Genomic DNA, 18,666 nt, shown 5'->3' with positions numbered 1-18,666 from the left:
ACCTGTGCGGCCGACGGATGACGGGACGTTACGGACCGAGCTGGAAGCATCGGTCGAGCGGCTGCTGGACGTGCACGCGCGCGTCATGGCCCACGTGTACGCGCTGATCAGCGAGGCGCCGGCCGAAGCGCCAGTCGCGGCACCAGCCGAGGCGCCCGCGGTACAGCCGCCGCCGCTGAACGAGGCGCCTTACCCCCTGTCGTCGACACAGCGGGAGATCTGGTTCCTCGACCAGCTCGGCGACGCCTCCTCGCAGGCCTACAACGAGACCGTGCTGCTGGACCTCGCCGGACCGCTCGACCCCGAGACGCTGCGCCGCGCGCTGGAAACGGTGGTGGCACGGCACGACAGCCTCCGCACCGTGTTCGCCGCGGACGGGTCCTGGCAGCGGGTGCTCCCACCCGCGCCGGTGGAGCTGCCCGTCGTGGACGCCGGCGCCGGGCGCGCCGAGTGGCTCGACGGCCGGGTCCAGGAGACGTTCGACCTGACCCGGGGGCCGCTGCTGCGCGCCGCGCTGCTGCGCCTCGCGCCCGAGCACCATCAGCTGCACCTGCTCGTCCACCACAGCGTCGTGGACGGATGGTCGTTCGTGGTCGTCATCGACGAGCTGCTGCGCCTGTACGAGCAGCTGCGCACCGGCGTCTCCGCGGGACTGGTGCCCGCCCCGGCCTACCGCGACCACGTCGCGCGCCAGGCGGCCCGCCGTGACGGCCCGGCCGGGCAGGCGGCGGCGTCGTACTGGACCGAACGGTTCCGCGGGCCGCGGCCCGTGCTCCAGCTGCCGCTGGACCGGCCCCGGCCCGCCCGCGGCGCCGGCCGCGCGGCCCGCATCGACCTGCCCCTGGACCCGGCCGTCGCCGGCCTCGCCGCGACCCGGGCCCGCGAGCTGCACACGACCCTGTTCACGGTGCTGTTCGCCGCGTACGCGCACCTGCTGCACCGGCTCACCGGCGACGACGACATCGTCGTGGGCATCCCGGTGGCCCATCGCGACCACCCCGGCGCGGACGTGCTCGTCGGGCACTGCAACACGGTGCTGCCGGTCCGGCTGGTCCGCGACGGCGCCGCCACGTTCGCCGAGCAGGTGCGGGCCGTCCAGCAGGCGCTCGTCGGCGCCTACGACCACCCCGACTTCAGCATCGAGCTGCTCCGCGGCGAGGGCGCCGACCCCGCGCCGCTGCTGCGGACGTTCTTCAACCTCGACCGGGCCCGGGTCATGCCGCACCCGACCGGGCTGCACGCCTCCGTCGTGACCCCGCCCGCGGCGGTCGCGAAGGTCGACCTGTTCGTCGACATGCTCGTCGTCGAGCGCGACCTCACCGTCGTCTTCGAGTACGACACCGCCCTGTTCGACGCGGTGACCGTGCGGGGCTTCGCGGCCATGTACGAGCACGTGCTGCGCGGCCTGACCGCCCGCCCCGGCGACCGCGTCGACACCCTGGAGCTGACCCCGCCGGGGCAGCGCCGGGAGCTGCTCGCCGCCGGCCGCGGGCCGCTGACGGCGCCGGTCGCCGCCCGCAACGTCCTGGAGCTGATCGAGCGGCAGGCGGCGGCGAGCCCGGACGCGATCGCGGTCGTGCACGGCGCCGAGCGGCTGTCCTATGTGGACCTCGACGCGCGTGCCGGGGCGCTCGCCGGGCGGCTGCGCCGCGAAGGCGTCGGGGCCGAGGACCGCGTCGGCGTGCTGCTGCCCCGCGGCGCCGACCTGGTCGTCGCGGTCCTCGGCGTGTGGAAGGCCGGGGCGGCGTTCGTCGCCCTCGACGCGGACCAGCCCGCCGCCCGCCGCGCCGCGGTCGCCGCCGACGCCGGGGTCCGAGTCGCGGTCACCACCGCCGCCCTGGCCGCGCAGTTCGACGGCGTCAGCGTCCGCGTCGACGACCTCACCGCGGAGAACAGCCCCGCGAAGGCCCGGCGGCCGGAGGGTGCCCTCGCCTACGTCATCTACACGTCCGGGTCGACCGGCCGGCCCAAGGGCGTCATGGTCGCCGACGACGCGCTGCTGGCCGTGCAGCGCGGCTGGGACCAGGCGTACCGGCTGCCCGGTCGCGTCACGTCGGTGCTGCAGATGGCGAACTTCGGCTTCGACGTCTTCGTCGGCGACCTCACCCGCGCCCTGTGCAACGGTGCCCGGCTCGTACTGTGCCCGCGCGACCTGCTGCTGCAGCCCGAGCCGCTGCTGGAGCTGCTGCGGCGGGAGGCCGTCGACTGCGCCGAGTTCGTGCCGCTGGTCGCCCGCCGCCTCGCCGAGCACGCCGCCGCGACCGGCGCGCGCCTGCCCGACCTGCGGCTGCTCATCGTCGGCTCCGACCTGGTGCACGCCGACGACCTCGGCAGGATGCGGGCGCTGCTCGGCCCGGGCGGGGAGGTCGTCAACTCCTACGGCCTGACCGAGGCCACGATCGACAGCACCTACCTCGTGCACGACCAGGCGGCGGACGGCGGCGCGCTGTGCCTCATCGGCGGGCCGTACCCCAACGCCGAGGCCTACGTGCTCGACGACGAGCTGCGGCCGGTCCCCGTCGGTGTGCCCGGCATGCTGTACGTCGGCGGCGGTCTCGCCCGCGGCTACGCCGGCCGCCCGGACCTCACCGCGGCGGCGTTCGTCCCGCACCCGTTCCCGCCGACGCCGGGCGCGCGGCTGTACCGCACCGGCGACCTGGCCCGCTACCGCCGCCGCGGCGACGGCCTCACCATCGAATACCTCGGCCGCCGCGACCACCAGGTGAAGATCCGCGGCTACCGCATCGAGCTGGGCGAGGTGGAGGCGGCGCTGCGCGCGGTCACCGGCGCGACCGAGGTCGTCGTCCTGCCGTACCGGGGCGAGACCGACGGCGACGACCGGCTCATCGCCCACGTCGCCACCGGCGACCCGGACGCCGGCAGGCAGCTCGCCGGCTGGCACGAGCGGCTCGGCGGGCGCCTGCCGCGGTACATGGTCCCCGACGGCTACGTGCTGCACGACGCGCTGCCGGCGAGCCGCAACGGCAAGGTCGACCGGGCCGCGCTGCTGGCCCGCGGCACCGACGGCGTCCAGGTCGCCCGGCGCGAGTACGTCGCCCCCCGCACCGACCTGGAGCAGCGGCTCGCCGGCGTGTGGTCCGACGTGTTCGGCCGCGAGCGGATCGGCGTCGAGGACGACTTCTTCGCCCTCGGCGGGCACTCGCTGCTGGCGACGCGGCTGGTCAGCCGGGTCCGCACCGCGCTGGGCCTGGAGCTGACGATCCGGGCGCTGTTCGAGACGCCGACGATCGCCGGACTGGCCCGCGGCATCGGCGCGGCCCTCGGCGCCGCCCTCGACGCGGGTCGCGGCAGGGTGGTCGCCGGGGTCAGGCCCGCGCTGACCGCCGCGGCCGTCCGCCCGCCGGCCGTGCCGCTGTCGCCGGCGCAGCAGCGGCTGTGGTTCCTGCACGAGTTCGAGGGGCCGGCCGCGACGTACAACATCCCCCTCGCGCTGCGACTCACCGGCCCCCTGGACCGCGACGCGCTGCGGGCCGCGTTCCACGACGTCGCCGCCCGGCACGAGACGCTGCGCACGACGGTGCGCACCGTCGACGGCACCGCCGTGCAGCAGGTCGCGCCCGCCGCCGCGGTCCGCGTCCCGTTCCTGACCTCGTCGGTCCACCCCGCCGACCTGCCGGCCGCGGTCGCCGCCGCCGCGGACGGGCCGTTCGACCTCACCGCCGAGCTGCCGCTGCGGGTGCACCTGTTCGCGCTCGGCGCCGGCGAGCACGTCGTCGTCGCGGTGCTGCACCACATCGCCGCCGACGCGTGGTCGATGGCGCCGCTGGCCCGCGACCTCACCGCCGCCTACGCCGCCCGCCGCGACGGTGCGGCGCCACGGTGGGCGCCGCTGCCGGTCCAGTACGCCGACTACACCCATTGGCAGCAGCGGCTGCTCGGCGCCGGGACCGACCCCGACAGCGTCCTGAGCCGGCAGGTCGCGCACTGGCGGACCGTCCTGGCCGGCGCGCCCGCCGCCCTCGACATCCCCGGCAACGGCACCGGCGCATTGAAAGCGGGCGAGAGTGCGGGTGCGGGCGTGGGCTTCGCCGTCGACGCCGCGCTGCACGCCGGCCTGGCCCGGCTGGCCCGGGACGCACGGGGCAGCGTCTTCATGGTCGTGCAGGCGGCCCTCGCCGCGCTGCTCACCCGGCTCGGCGCCGGCACCGACATCCCGATCGGCAGCCCCGTCGCCGGCCGCCTCGACGAGGCCCTCGACGACCTCGTCGGCTTCTTCGTCAACACCCTCGTCCTGCGCACCGACACCTCCGGCGACCCGACCTTCCGGGAGCTGCTGGACCGGGTCCGCGACACGGACCTCGCCGCGTTCGCCCACCAGGACGTGCCGTTCGAGCACCTCGTCCTCGCGCTGAATCCGCCCCGCGTCGACGGCCGGCACCCGTTCTTCCAGGTGATGCTCGTCGCCGACGGCACCGAGCAGGTGCACGCCGAGCTGCCCGGCCTGCGGGTCACCGAGGAGCCCCTGGCGGCCGCGACCGCGAAGTTCGACCTGGTCCTCGTGCTGCGCGAGCGGCACGGCCCCGGCGGGCGCTGCGACGGCATCCGGGCCGAGCTGCGCTACCGCACCGACCGCTTCGACCACGCCGACGCCACCCGGCTCACCACCCGCCTGCTGCGGGTCCTGGCCGCGGCCGCCGCCGACCCGGACACGCGCTGCGCCGACCTGGACGTCATGGACGACGCCGAACGGGACCTGGTGCTGCACCGCTGGACCGGCACAGCACCGCCGGCGGCGCCAGCGGCGCCGGCGCCCGCGACGCTGCCCGCGCTCGTCGAGGCGCAGGTCCGGCGGACCCCGGACGCGGTGGCGCTGGACGGCGCCGAGGGCACGGTCACCTACGCCGAGCTGGACGCCCGGGCCGGCGCGCTCGCGGCCAGGCTGCGCGCGGCCGGGATGGGCCGGGACGGGCGGGTCGCCCTGGCGCTGCCCCGCGGCGCCGGTCTCGTCGCCGCCGCGCTCGCCGCCGGCAAGGCCGGGGCCGCGTTCGTGCCCGTCGACCTCGACGCCCCCGCGGCCCGCATCGCGCGGCTGCTGCGGGACGCCCGCCCCGCCGTCGTGGTCACCGACGCGGCGCACCGCGACCTGCTGCCGGACGTGCCGGTCCTGCTCGTCGACGGCACCGACGACCCGCCCGCGGTCCTCGCGGAGGCCCTGGTGGAGGCGCTGCCCGGCGACGAGGCGTACGTGCTGTACACCTCCGGCTCCACCGGCCGCCCGAAGGGCGTCGTCGTGCCGCACGCGGCCGTCGTCAACACCCTGCGCTGGTACGTCGCCGCAGCCCCCGTCACCCCGTCCGACCGGGTGCTGTTCAAGACCCCGCTCACCTTCGACCCGGCGCTGCTGGAGCTCTTCGGCACCCTCGCCGCCGGCGCCACCATCGTCCTGGCCGACCCCGACGGGCACCGCGACCCCGACTACCTCGTCCGCGCGATCGAGCGGTTCGCGGTGACGTCGGTGAAGTTCGTGCCGACCACGCTGCGGCAGTTCCTCGACGTCGTCGGCGCCGGCAGGTGTACGACCTTGCGCCGCGTCCTCTGCGGCGGCGAGGCGCTCTCCGCCGAGCTCGCCGGCCGCTGCCTGGACCTGCTCGACGTCGAGCTGCTCAACCTGTACGGGCCGACGGAGACGGCGATCGAGGCCACCGCCTGGCGGACCCGTCGCGGTGAGCTGCCGCGGCACATCCCGATCGGCCGCCCGATCCGCGGTGCCCGCGCCTACGTCCTCGACGACCGGCTCCGCCCGGTCCCGCCGGGCGCGACCGGCGAGCTGTACCTCGGCGGTGCCGGGCTCGCCCACGGCTACCTGGACCGGCCCGGCCTGACCGCCGCCGCGTTCGTCCCCGACCCGTTCGGCCCGCCCGGCGGGCGGCTGTACCGCACCGGCGACCTCGTCCGCTGGACCGGCGACGGCGAGCTGCTGTTCGTGCGCCGCGCCGACGCCCAGGTGAAGCTGCGCGGCGTGCGGATCGAGCCCGGCGAGGTCGCCGCGGCGCTGCGGGAGCTACCCGGCGTCCTCGACGCGGCCGTCCTCGTGCGGCCCGTCGACGGCGAACCCGCGCTCGTCGGCTACGTCGCCCACGGCGCCGCCCCGGCACCCCCGGCCGCCGGGCTGCTCAAGCGGCTGCGGGCGGTCCTGCCGGCGGTCATGGTGCCGGCCTTCCTCGTCCTCATGCCCGCGCTGCCGGAGCTGACCAGCGGCAAGACCGACGAACGGGCCCTCGCCGAGCTGCCGGTGCGGCCCGTCGCCGCGACCTACGTGGCGCCGCGCACCGCCGCCGAGGCCGCGATGCTGCGGGTCTGGGAGGAGGTCCTGGACCGGCCCGGGATCGGCGTCGACGACGACTTCTTCGCCCTCGGCGGCCACTCGATGCTGGCCACCCGCCTCGTTTCCCGCCTCCGCGCCGACCTCGGGGTGGAGGTGCCGGTCCGGGCGGTGTTCGAGGCGCCGACCCCCGCCGGGCTCGCCGCCTTCGTCGACGGCGCGACCGGCAGCACCCGCCCGCCGCTGGTGCCGGCGCCGCGCCCCGACGCCGTGCCGCTGTCCTTCGCCCAGCAGCGGCTGTGGTTCCTGTACCGGCTGACCGGCCCCAGCGCCACCTACAACGTGCCGCTGACGATCCACCTGACCGGCGCCCTCGACACCGCGGCGCTCGCCGGGGCGCTGCGCGACGTCGTCGCCCGGCACGAGAGCCTGCGGACCACGGTCGTCGAGATCGACGGCGTCGCCGCCCAGCGGATCGTGCCGGCGGCGGACGCCGGCGTCGAGCTGACCGTCGTCGACGGCGCCCGCGACCTCGACGACGCCCTCGCCACCACCTTCCGCCTGGAGCAGGACCTCCCGCTGCGCGCGTGGCTGCTGACGGCCGGCCCCGGCGAGCACGTGCTGCGCCTGGTGCTGCACCACATCGCCTGCGACGGCTGGTCGATGGTGCCGCTCGCCACCGACCTCGCCCGCGCCTACGCCGCCAGGGTCGCCGGCGACCCGGTCCGGTGGGAGCCGCTGCCGGCCCAGTACGCCGACTACACGCTGTGGCAGCAGCGGCTGCTCGGCAACCCGCGCGACACCCGCAGCCTGCTGTCCCGGCAGACCGCGTACTGGCGGCGGGCGCTGGCGAAGGCCCCGGCGGAGCTGGCGCTGCCGTTCGACCGGCCCCGCCCCGCCGTGCCGACGTCCGCCGGCCGCGGGGTCCGCTTCACCGTCCCGGCCGAGGTCCACGACGGCATGGCGGCGCTCGCCCGCGGCCACCGGGCCAGCGTCTTCATGGTCGCCCAGGCAGCCCTCGCGGCGCTGCTCACCGGCGCCGGCGCCGGCACCGACATCCCGCTCGGCACCCCCGCCGCCGGGCGGACCGACCCGGCCCTCGACGACCTCGTCGGCATCTTCGTCAACACCGTCGTGCTGCGCACCGACACCTCAGGCGACCCGTCGTTCACCGACCTGCTCGCCCGGGTCCGCGACGCCGACCTCGACGCCTACGCCCACCAGGACGTGCCCTTCGACCACCTGGTGCGGGCGCTGAACCCGGCCAGGTCCGGCGCCCGGCACCCGCTGTTCCAGGTGATGATCGTCGCCGACGACACCGGCCGCGGCGCGCTGGAGCTGCCGGACCTGCGGATGCGGATCGAGCCGGCCCCGTCGACGACGGCGAAGTTCGACCTCAACCTGATGCTGCGCGAGCGGCTCGGCCCCGGCGGCGCCTGCCTCGGCGTCGACGGGCTGCTCGAATACAGCGTCGACCTGTTCGACGACGCGACCGTCGCCCGGCTCGCCGAGCGGTACACGGCGCTGCTCGCCGAGGTCGTCGCCGACCCGGGCACCCGCTGCTGCCGCCCCTTCGATGTCCACGACGCCCCAGCCCCAGCGAAGACGGTGACCGCCGGTGAGTGACCTCATGCCCAACCCCTGGCTGCCGAACCGGCGGCGGGCGACCGACACCGTGCTGCGGGTGTTCTGCTTCCCGCACGCCGGCGGCGCCGCCTCCGCGTTCCGGACGTGGCAGCAGCACCTGCCGTACGGCCTCGAGGTGTGCCCGGTCCAGCTGCCCGGCCGCGAGTCCCGCTTCGGCGAGCCGCTGCCGACCGGCGTCGTCGACCTCGTCCCCGACCTCGCCGAGGCGCTGCTGCCCGCCCTGGACGTGCCGTTCGCGCTGCTGGGCAACAGTATGGGCGCGCTCGTCGCCTACGAGCTGGCCCGGCACCTGCGCCGCGACCACCTGCCGTCGCCGACCCGGCTGGTGGTGGCCGGGGCGAAACCGCCGGGCGGCGCCGCCCGCATGCCGGCGCTCAGCCACCTGCCGGACCTCGAGTTCGGCCGGGCGATGCAGGCCCGGCACGGCGGCATCCCCGCCGAGGTGCTCGACGACCCGCAGATCGCCGAGATCTACCTGCCGGTGCTGCGGGCCGACATGGCGATGGTCGAAGGGTACGTCCCCGAACCCGGCCCGCCGCTCACCTGCCCCGTCAGCGCGTACGTCGGCGCCGGCGACACCGTCAGCAGCGCCGAGGACGTCGACGGCTGGGCCGCGGTGACCACCGGCCGGTTCGACCGCCGGATCCTGCCCGGGGACCACTTCGCCGTCCTCAGCCACGCGGAGCTCGTCCTCGGCCGGCTCGCCGACGAGCTCGCCCTGCGCTGACTTTCCTGTTGCAACACTCGCCTTCGAAGGGACAGTGGCATGACCGACGACGAGACCCGCCGCTACACCGTGGTGGTCAACGACGAGGAGCAGTACTCGATCTGGGCCGAGGGCCGCGACATCCCCGCCGGCTGGAAGGACGCCGGCTTCACCGGCGCCAGGGACGAGTGCCTCGCCCACGTCAACGAGGTCTGGACCGACATGCGTCCGCTGAGCCTGCGCCGCGCGATGGAACACCAGAGCGCCTGAGCGCTCCTCCACCAGACCCCCTCTTGCGAAGGCGGTGCCGCTCATGGCGCTCGACGACCAGCCGTCCCTGCTCGCCCGGCTGCTCGCCGTGGGCGACGCCGACCGGGACCGGATACTTCTCGACGTGGTCCGGTCCGCGGTCGTGGCCGCCACCGGCAAGCCCGGGCCCGTGGACGCCGGGCTCGCGTTCCGCCAGCTCGGCGTGTTCCGGGCGATCGGCACCCGGCTGCGGGAGGAGCTGGCCGCCGCGACCGGCGTCCGCATCCCGGCGACCCTGCTGTTCGACTACCCGACCCCGGCCGCCGTCGCCGGTTTCCTGCGCGACTCGCTGCTGGGCCCGACCCACGAGGAACAGGTGACGGTCGCGCGGGCCACCTCCGACGGCGCCGACGACCCGGTCGTGATCGTCGGCATGAGCTGCCGGTACGCGGGCGGCGTCGACACACCCGAAGCCCTCTGGCGGCTCGTCGCGGCCGGCTCCGACGCCGTGAGCACGTTCCCCACCGACCGTGGCTGGCGGACCGACCTCTACGACCCGGACCCCGACGCGGTCGGGAAGTGCTGCACCCGGCACGGCTCGTTCCTGCACGGCGCCGCCGAGTTCGACCCCGCGTTCTTCGGCATCAGCCCCCGCGAGGCCCTCGGCATGGACCCGCAGCAGCGGCTGCTGCTCGAGGTCGCCTGGGAGGCCCTCGAATCCGCGCGCATCGACCCGCTGTCGGTGGCCGGCCGGCCCGGCGGCGTCTACGTCGGCGTGCCCTACACCCACTACGGGCCGGCGCTGCACCGCCCCGCCGACGGCATGCACGGCTACCTGCTGACCGGCAGCCTCACCAGCGTCGCGTCCGGCCGCGTCGCCTACACCCTCGGGCTGGAGGGGCAGGCCGTCACCGTCGACACCGCCTGCTCGTCGTCGCTCGTCGCGCTGCACCTGGCGACGCGGGCGCTGCGCGGCGGCGAGTGCGAGCTCGCGCTCGTCGGCGGGGTCACCGTCATGTCGACGCCGGGCGTGCTGATGGAGTTCAGCCGCAAGCGCGGCCTCTCGCCCGACGGGCGCTGCAAGGCGTTCTCCGACGACGCCGACGGCACCGGCTGGGGTGAGGGCGCCGGCATGCTCGTGCTGCAGCGGCTGTCCACCGCCCGGGCCCGCGGCCACCGGGTTTTGGCCGTCGTGCGCGGCTCCGCGCTCAACCAGGACGGCGCGTCCAACGGCCTCACCGCCCCGAACGGCCCGTCGCAGCAGCGGGTCATCCGCGCCGCGCTCGCCGACGCCGGGCTGTCACCGTCCGATGTGGACGCGGTGGAGGCGCACGGCACCGGCACCGCCCTCGGCGACCCGATCGAGGCGCAGGCGATCCTCGCCACCTACGGCCGGGACCGCGGCGACGGCGACCCGCTGTGGCTGGGCTCGCTGAAGTCGAACGTCGGGCACACCCAGGCGGCCGCCGGCGTCGGCGGCGTCATCAAGATGATCCTCGCCATGCACCACGGCGTGCTGCCGAAGACCCTGCATGTGTCGGCGCCCTCCACCCACGTCGACTGGTCCGAGGGCCGGGTCGAGCTGCTGCGCGACGCGGTCGCGTGGCCGGAGACCGGCCGGCCGCGGCGCGCCGCCGTGTCGTCGTTCGGGGTCTCCGGCACCAACGCGCACGTGATCCTGGAGGCACCGCAGGACACCGACGACCCCGCCGAGCCCACCTCGGGGCCGGTGCCGATCGTGGTGTCCGGGCGCGGCGACGCGGCGCTGCGGGCCCAGGCCGGCCGCCTCGCCGGCTTCCTCGACGGGCACCCGGGGCACGACCTCGGCGCCGTCGGCTGGTCCCTCGCCAGCACCCGCGCCGCCCTCCCGCACCGGGCGGTCGTCGTCGGCGCCGGCCACGACGACGTCCGCGAGCAGCTGCTGCAGATCGCCGGCGGCGCCGTGCCCGGCGCGGTCGCCCGCCCCGGCGGCAAGGTCGCGTTCGTGTTCCCCGGCCAGGGCTCGCAATGGGCCGGCATGGCCGTGCGGCTCCTCGACACCGACCCGGGCTTCGCGGCGTCGATCGGCCGGTGCGAGACGGCGTTCGCGCCGTTCGTGGACTGGTCGCTGACCGCCGTCCTGCGCGGCGAACCGGACGCGCCCCCGCTGAGCCGGGTCGACGTGGTCCAGCCGGTGCTGTTCGCGGTGATGGTGTCCCTCGCCGGGATGTGGCGGGCCGCCGGCGTCGAACCCGACGTCGTCGTCGGGCACTCGCAGGGCGAGATCGCCGCCGCGTACGTCGCCGGGATCCTCTCGCTCGACGACGCCGCCCGCGTCGTCGTGCTGCGCAGCCAGGCGCTGTCCGCCCTGGCGGGGAAGGGCGGCATGCTGTCGGTGGCGCTGCCCGCCACCGATGTCGCCGGGCGGATCGAGCCGTGGGCGGGCCGGCTCGGCGTCGCCGCCGTCAACGGCACGACCTCCGCGGTGGTGTCCGGGGAGCCCGACGCGCTCGACGAGTTCACCGCGGTGTGTGATGCGGCGGGTGTACGGACGCGGCGCGTCGACGTCGACTACGCCTCCCACGGTGTGCAGGTGGAGGCGATCCGGGACCGGCTGCTGGAGCTGCTCGCCCCGGTCACCCCAGGGCCCGCCACCGTTCCTTTGCGCTCGACCGTCGGCGCCGACCTCGATGGTGTCACCGTCGGCGGCGCGGACTACTGGTACCGCAACCTGCGGCACACCGTCGAGTTCGCCGCCGCCGTCCGCGACCTCGCCGACGCGGGCGTGACGACGTTCGTCGAGGTCAGCGCCCACCCGGTGCTCACCGTCGGGATCCAGGAGACCCTCGAAGGCCACACCGGGGACGCGTTCGTCACCGGGACCCTGCGCCGCGACGACGGCGGCCGGGACAGGTTCCTCGCGTCGCTCGGCGCCGCCTGGGCGCACGGCGCGACCGTCGACTGGACCGGCGTCTTCGGCCCCGGCCGGCGGACCGTCGCCCTGCCCACGTACGCGTTCCAGCGGCAGCGGTACTGGCTCGACGCGCCGCTGCTGGAGGACACGGCGACCGGGCCGGCCGGGACCGTCGACGCCGAGTTCTGGGAAGCCGTCGAACGTTCGGACGCGGCCGAGCTCGCCGGGGTCCTCGCCACCGACGCCGGCGCGATCGGCGCCGTGCTGCCCGCGCTGCGCGCCTGGCACGAGCGGCGGGCCGTCCGCGGCCTGGTCGACGGCTGGCGGTACAAGATCCGCTGGGACGCGCTGGCCGAGCCGTCCGCGGTCACCCTCACCGGCACGTGGCTGGTGGTGCACCCCTTCGGGGACACCACGGCCGGGCCTGTCGCGGAGGCGCTCACCGCCCACGGCGCGACCGTGCGCACCCTCGCCGCCGACGACGCGGCCCTCCCTGACGCGCTGTGTGAGGCGATGGCCGAGCCTGTCGACGGGGTGCTGTCGCTGCTCGGTACCGACGAATCGACACCCGCCGGGAACCTGCTGCTCCTGCAGGCCCTCGCCGGCCTCGGCACCGCCGCGCCGCTGTGGTGCGCGACCCGTGGCGCGGTGGCCGTGGACGGCGAGCGGCTCGCCGCACCCGCGCAGGCGCAGACGTGGGGCCTCGGCCGGGTCGCGGCCCTGGAGTTCCCGCGCACCTGGGGCGGCCTCGTCGACGTGCCGGCGTCGCTGGACGCCCGTGCGGGGGCCAGGCTGTGCGCGGTGCTCGCCGGGATCGGCGAGCTCGGTGGCGAGGACCAGGTCGCGGTGCGCGCCACCGGCGTCTTCGGGCGGCGCCTCGTCCACGCGGGCACCGGCACGACCGCACCCGCCCGCGCGTGGCGGCCGACCGGGACCGTCCTCGTCACCGGCGGCACCGGCGCCCTCGGCGGGCACGTGGCCCGGTGGCTCGCCGCCGGCGGCGCCCACCGGCTCGTGCTCACCAGCCGTCGCGGCGCCGACGCACCCGGCGTGGCCGACCTCGTCGCCGAGCTCGCCGCCGCGGGCACCGAGGCGAGGGTCGTCGCGTGCGACGTCGCCGACCGGGACGCCGTCGCCGCGCTCGTCGCCGACTGCGCCGGGCGGGGCGAGCCGATCACCACGGTCATGCACACCGCCGGCGTCGCCGACCTGGCCGCGCTGCCGGACCTGACCGTCGACGGGATGGCGTCGGTCGCCGCCGGGAAGGTCGCCGGGGCGCTGCACCTCGACGCCCTGCTGGACCGGGCCGCCCTCGACGCCGTCGTCTACTTCTCCTCGATCGCGGCGGTCTGGGGCGTCGGCGACCACGGCGCGTACGCGGCCGCGAACGCCCACCTCGACGCCCTCGCCGAGCAGCAGCGCGCCGACGGCGTCGCCGCCCACTCGATCGCGTGGGGCCCGTGGGCCGGCGGCGGCATGATCGCCGACTCCCTCGCGGACACGCTGCGCCGCCGCGGCGTGCCGCTGATCGACCCCGAGCCGGCGATGCACGCCCTGCAGCAGGTCCTCGACCACGACGACACCACGGTCGCCGTCGCCGACGTCGACTGGGAGCGCTTCGCCGCCGTCTTCGGCAGCGCCCGGCCCAGCCCGCTCATCGGCGCGCTGCCGGAGATCCGCCGCCTGGCGGACGCGGCCCCGCCACCGGCCGCGACGGGCGGCGGTGGCACGCTCGCCCGCGACCTCGCCGGGGCGGGCGGCGCCGAGCGGGACCGGGTCCTGCTCGACCTGGTCCGCGGGCAGGTCGCCCGGGTCCTCGGGCACGCATCCGCGGCCACCGTCGAGAGCTCCCGGGCGTTCATGGAGCTCGGCTTCGACTCGCTGTCGGCGGTCGAGCTGCGCAACGCGCTCAACGCCGCGACCGGGCTGCGGCTGCCGGCGACCGCCGTGTTCGACCACCCCACGCCCGCGCACCTGGCCCGGTTCCTGCGCGCGTCGCTGTTCGGCGAGGCCCAGGGCGCGCCGGCCGCCGCGCCGGTCAAGGCCGCCGACCGCGACGACCCGGTCGTCATCGTCGGTATCGGCTGCCGGTACCCGGGCGGCGTGCGGAGCCCGGAGGACCTGTGGCGGGTCGTCGCCGGCGAGGTCGACGCCGTCGGGGCGATGCCGACCGACCGCGGCTGGGACCTCGCCGCCCTCTACGACCCCGATCCCGACCAGGCCGGCACCACGTACGTGCGGGACGGCGGCTTCCTCTACGACGCCGCCGACTTCGACCCAGAGGCGTTCGGGATCAGCCCCCGCGAGGCGGTCGCCATGGACCCGCAGCAGCGGCTGCTGCTCGAGGTCGCCTGGGACGCCACCGAACACGCCCGGATCGCCCCTACGTCGCTGCGCGACAGCCGCACCGGCGTGTTCGTCGGCATGGCCGACCAGGCGTACGGCTCCCGGCTGCAGGCCGGCGCTTCCGGCCCCTCGGGCCTCGAGGGGTACCTCGTCACCGGTGGCGCGTCGAGCGTCGCGTCGGGACGGATCAGCTACGTGCTGGGGCTGGAGGGCCCGGCGGTCACCGTCGACACCGCGTGCTCGTCGTCGCTGGTCGCCCTGCACCTGGCGGTGGAGTCGCTGCACCGCGGCGAGTGCGACCTGGCCCTCGCCGGCGCCGCGATGGTGATGTCGACGCCGGCCCAGTTCGTCGGCTTCAGCCGCCAGCGCGGCCTGGCCCGCGACGGGCGGTGCAAGGCGTTCGGGGCCGGCGCCGACGGGTTCGGCCTCGCCGAGGGCGCCGGCATGGTGGTGCTGGAGCGGCTGTCCGACGCCCGGGCCAACGGCCACCGGATCCTCGCCGTCGTGCGCGGGACCGCGGTGAACCAGGACGGCGCCTCCAACGGCCTCACCGCCCCCAACGGGCCGTCGCAGCAGCGGGTGATCCGCACCGCCCTCGCCGCCGCGGGCCTCGCCGCGACCGAGGTCGACGCGGTCGAGGGCCACGGCACCGGGACCCTGCTCGGCGACCCGATCGAGGCGCAGGCGTTGCTGGCCACGTACGGCGCCGGGCGCGACCCGGCGGACCCGCTGTGGCTCGGCTCGCTGAAGTCCAACGTCGGGCACACGCAGACCGCGGCCGGGATCGGCGGCGTGATCAAGATGGTGCTGGCGATGGAGCACGGCCTGCTGCCCAGGACCCTGCACGCCGACGAGCCGTCGCCGCACGTCGACTGGTCGTCCGGCACCGTACGACTGCTGGACCGGGCCCGCCCGTGGCCGGCGGGCGGCCGGCCGCGCCGCGCCGGGGTGTCGTCGTTCGGCATCAGCGGCACCAACGCCCACGTGATCGTGGAGGAGCCGCCGCCCGCCGACGACTCGCCTGCTCTTGCGGAGGCACCCAGCGCTGGGCTGGTGCCGATCGTGGTCTCGGCGCACGGCGCGAAGGCGCTCGCCGCGCAGGCGGACCGGCTGCTGGGGTCGATCGGCGGGGCGCACCACGGTACCGACGCCGCCAACGCCAACCCTGTGGAACTGGCCGACGTCGGCTGGTCGCTGCTGACCACGCGGGCCGCGCTGCCGCACCGCGCCGTCGTCCTCGGCTCGGACCGCGCCGAGGTGGCCGGCGGGCTCGCCGCGCTCGCGGGTGGTGCCGACACGGTCGTGCAGGGCGTCGCCGACGTCGACGGGCGGGTCGTGTTCGTCTTCCCCGGCCAGGGTGCCCAGTGGGCCGGCATGGGCGCCGCGCTGCTGGACGCCGCGCCGGTGTTCGCCGAGTCGGTGCGGGCGTGCGAGGAGGCCCTGGCGCCGTTCGTCGACTGGTCGCTGACCGCGGTCCTGCGGGGCGAGGACGGCGCGCCCGGCCTGGACCGCGTCGACGTCGTGCAGCCCGCTTCGTGGGCGGTGATGGTGTCCCTGGCCGCGTTGTGGCGCTCATACGGCGTCCGCCCCGACGCCGTCGTCGGGCACTCGCAGGGCGAGATCGCCGCGGCCTGCGTCGCCGGGATGCTCAGCCTGCCCGACGCCGCCCGGGTCGTCGCCGAGCGCAGCAAGGCGATCGTCGCGCTCGCCGGCGGGGGAGCGATGGCGTCGGTCGCGCTGCCCGTCGCCGCCGTGCGGGACCGCATCGTCGCCTGCCCGGGCCGCCTGAGCGTCGCCGTGGTGAACGGGCCCACGGCGGTCGTGGTTGCCGGGGACGTCGACGCCGTGCACCGGTTCGTGGCGGACTGTGCCGCCGACGGGGTGCGGGCGAGGCTCGTCGAGGTCGACTACGCGTCGCACTCCGAGCAGGTCGAGTCGATCGAGTCGGCGCTGCGGGAGGCGCTCGCGCCGGTCAGCGGGGTGCCCGGCTCGGTGCCGATGCTGTCGACCGCGACGGGGGAGTGGCTCGCGGGTCCGCAGCTGGACGCCGGCTACTGGTACCGCAACCTGCGCGAGACGGTCCACTTCGCCGACAGCGTGCAGCGGCTCGTCGAGGACGGCTACCGGGTGTTCGTGGAGTGCAGCCCGCACCCGGTGCTGACCGTGCCGATCCAGGAGATCGCCGACGCGGCCACCGACAGCGCCTACGTGGTGGCCGGTTCGCTGCGCCGCGGCGATGGCGGGCCGGACCGCTTCGCGCGCTCCGTCGCGGAGCTGTTCGTGCGTGGCTGCGCGGTGGACTTCACGCCGCTGCTCGGCACCGGCCGCACCGTCGTGGACCTGCCGACGTACGCGTTCCAGCGGCGCCGGTTCTGGCTCGACGCACCGCCCGCCGGCACCGCCGTGGCCGCCCCCGCCGACGACCGGTTCTGGGACGCGGTCCGGCGCGGCGACGTGACCGGGCTGGCCGGCGCGACGTCGGCCGACCCGGCGGCGCTCGCCGCGGTCCTGCCGGCGCTGCGGACCTGGCACGACGAGTCGCGGGTGCGGGCCGCCGTCGACGAGCTGCGCTACGCGGTGCGGTGGGACGCGCTCGCCGCCCCGGCTCCCGCCGCGCTCACCGGCCGCTGGCTGGTGGTGGCGGCCGGCGACGAGTCGGCCGGGGGCGCGCTCGACGGTCCCGTGGACGTGGTGCTGGCCGCGATCGCCGAGCACGGTGCCCAGGCACAGCTGCTGCGGCTCCCGGCGGGCGAGGCGGACCGGTCCCGGATCGCCGCGCGGCTGCAGTCTGTGGCGGACGGCCCGGTCGACGGGGTGCTGTCGCTGCTGGCCTGGGACGAGACGCCGCACCGCACGGTGCCGGAGCTGCCCTCCGGGCTGGCCGGCAACGTCGGGCTCGTGCAGGCGTTGCACGACACCGGCGTCGGCGCGAAGCTGTGGTGCGCGACCGGCGGGGCGGTCTCCGTCGGCGCCGGCGACGTGCTGCACCGACCGGCGCAGGCGCACGTGTGGGGCATGGGCATCGTCGCCGGGCTCGACGACCCGGACGGCTGGGGCGGCCTCGTCGACCTGCCGTCCACGGTGGACGCCGCCGCGGCCGCGCGGCTGTGCGCCGTGCTGGCCGGCATCGGCGACGAGGACCAGGTCGCGATCCGCCCCGGCGGCATCTTCGGCCGCCGGCTGGTCCGGGCGCCGCTCGCCGCCGACGGCCCGCGCCGACCGTGGCGTCCACATGGGACGGTGCTCGTCACCGGCGGCACCGGGGCGCTCGGCGGGCACGTGGCCCGCTGGCTCGCCGGCGCCGGCGCGACCCGCCTGGTGCTGACCAGCCGGCGCGGGATGGCGGCGCCAGGCGCCGCGGACCTCGTCGCGGAGCTCGCCGCCCTCGGCGCCGAGGCGACCGTGGTGGCCTGCGACGTCGGCGACCGCGAGGCGGTGCGCCGGCTGCTGGCGGACCTGCCGGCGGGCGCGCCGCTCACCGCGGTCGTGCACGCGGCCGGGGTGCCCGGCGACGAGCGGCCCCTGACCGGGACCGGCCTGGCGGACATGGCCGCGGTACTGCGCGGCAAGGCGGTGGGCGCGATGCACCTCGACGCGCTGCTGGCCGCCGTGCCGCTCGACGCGTTCGTCGTGTTCTCCTCCGGCGCCGGCGTCTGGGGCAACCTCGGCCAGGCGGCGTACGCGGCGGGCAACGCCTACCTCGAGGCGCTCGCCCGGCACCGGCGGCACCGCGGCCAGGCCGCGACCTGCGTCGCGTGGGGCGCCTGGGCGGCGGGCGGCATGGTCGACGCGAGCGAGTCCGCCCGGCTCGCCGGGCACGGGATCCTCGGCATGGACCCACGGCACGCGGTCGCGGCGCTGCGGGACGCGGTCGAGCACGGCGAGGCCGCGGTGGTCGTGGCCCAGGTCGACTGGCCCCGGTTCGCGGACCTGTACTCGATGGCCAGGCACCGCCCGCTGCTGGACGAGCTGGGTGTCGCCGGGTCTCCGGCGTCGTCGGACGCGGCTCCGGCCGGGGACGAGCCCGGGTCGCAGCGGCCCGAGCCGGCACGGCGGCTGCTCGGCCTGACCGCCGATGAGCGGCAGCGGGAGCTGGTGCACCTGGTCCGCAGCCACGCCGCCGGCACCTTGGGCCACGCGACCCCGGACGCGGTCGCCGCCTCGCGGCCGTTCCGCGAGCTCGGCTTCGACTCGCTGACCGCCGTCGACCTGCGCAACAAGCTCACCGCCCTGACGGGGCTGCGGCTGCCGGTGACGGTGGTGTTCGACCACCCGACGCCGGCCGCGCTCGCCCGGCACCTCGACGCGGCGCTCGTCCCGGACACCGGCGACGGCCCGCTGGCGGCGCTGGACGCGCTCGCGGCGGCGCTGCCCGACGGTGACGTCGACCCGGAGACCCGGCGGCAGGTCGCGGACCGGCTGCGGAACCTGCTGCGCCGTTGGGACGACGGGGCGGCCGAGGCGGCGGAGGGCCTGGACGAGGCCGACGACGAGGAGATGTTCGACCTGATCGACCGGGAGCTCGGCCTGACCTGACGCGTG

4 protein-coding genes are annotated in these 18,666 nt (G+C 76.8%); all 4 read left to right on the top strand.

What is annotated here, in order from left to right:
- The first annotated feature begins 4 nt into the window (after nucleotides 1–4).
- The 4 genes from ABD332_RS34210 to ABD332_RS34195 are packed head-to-tail and all read left to right on the top strand — an operon-like array spanning nucleotide 5 to nucleotide 18,660.
- Nucleotides 5–7,909 carry an amino acid adenylation domain-containing protein gene (locus ABD332_RS34210; RefSeq protein WP_344506577.1) on the top strand — a complete coding sequence of 2,635 codons (7,905 nt, stop codon included), beginning with the start codon at nucleotides 5–7 and terminating at the stop codon, nucleotides 7,907–7,909.
- Entirely contained in the window at nucleotides 7,902–8,657 is a 756-nt protein-coding gene (locus tag ABD332_RS34205; protein ID WP_344506575.1) for a thioesterase II family protein, read from the top strand. Before ABD332_RS34210 ends, ABD332_RS34205 begins: the two co-directional genes overlap by 8 nt.
- Before the next feature lie 39 nt (nucleotides 8,658–8,696).
- Nucleotides 8,697–8,906 (top strand): MbtH family protein, encoded by a 210-nt coding sequence (locus ABD332_RS34200; RefSeq protein ID WP_344506573.1) that lies wholly within the window; start codon nucleotides 8,697–8,699, stop codon nucleotides 8,904–8,906.
- Nucleotides 8,907–8,949: 43 nt separating this feature from the next.
- Nucleotides 8,950–18,660, top strand: a complete 9,711-nt coding sequence (locus ABD332_RS34195) for a type I polyketide synthase (RefSeq protein WP_344506572.1) — start codon at nucleotides 8,950–8,952, stop codon at nucleotides 18,658–18,660.
- Nucleotides 18,661–18,666: the final 6 nt, after the last annotated feature.

The sequence above is a fragment of the Dactylosporangium maewongense genome (assembly GCF_039531485.1).
GTDB classification, from domain to species: Bacteria; Actinomycetota; Actinomycetes; order Mycobacteriales; family Micromonosporaceae; genus Dactylosporangium; species Dactylosporangium maewongense.
Note: the sequence above shows the minus strand (reverse complement) of the source record. Positions and strands in the feature narration are given on the sequence as shown.

Excerpts from the sequence above, each read along its gene's own strand:
- ABD332_RS34195 (WP_344506572.1), top strand. The coding sequence starts at position 8,950 with ATGGCGCTCGACGACCAGCCGTCCCTGCTCGCCCGGCTGCTCGCCGTG.
- ABD332_RS34200 (WP_344506573.1), top strand. The coding sequence starts at position 8,697 with ATGACCGACGACGAGACCCGCCGCTACACCGTGGTGGTCAACGACGAG.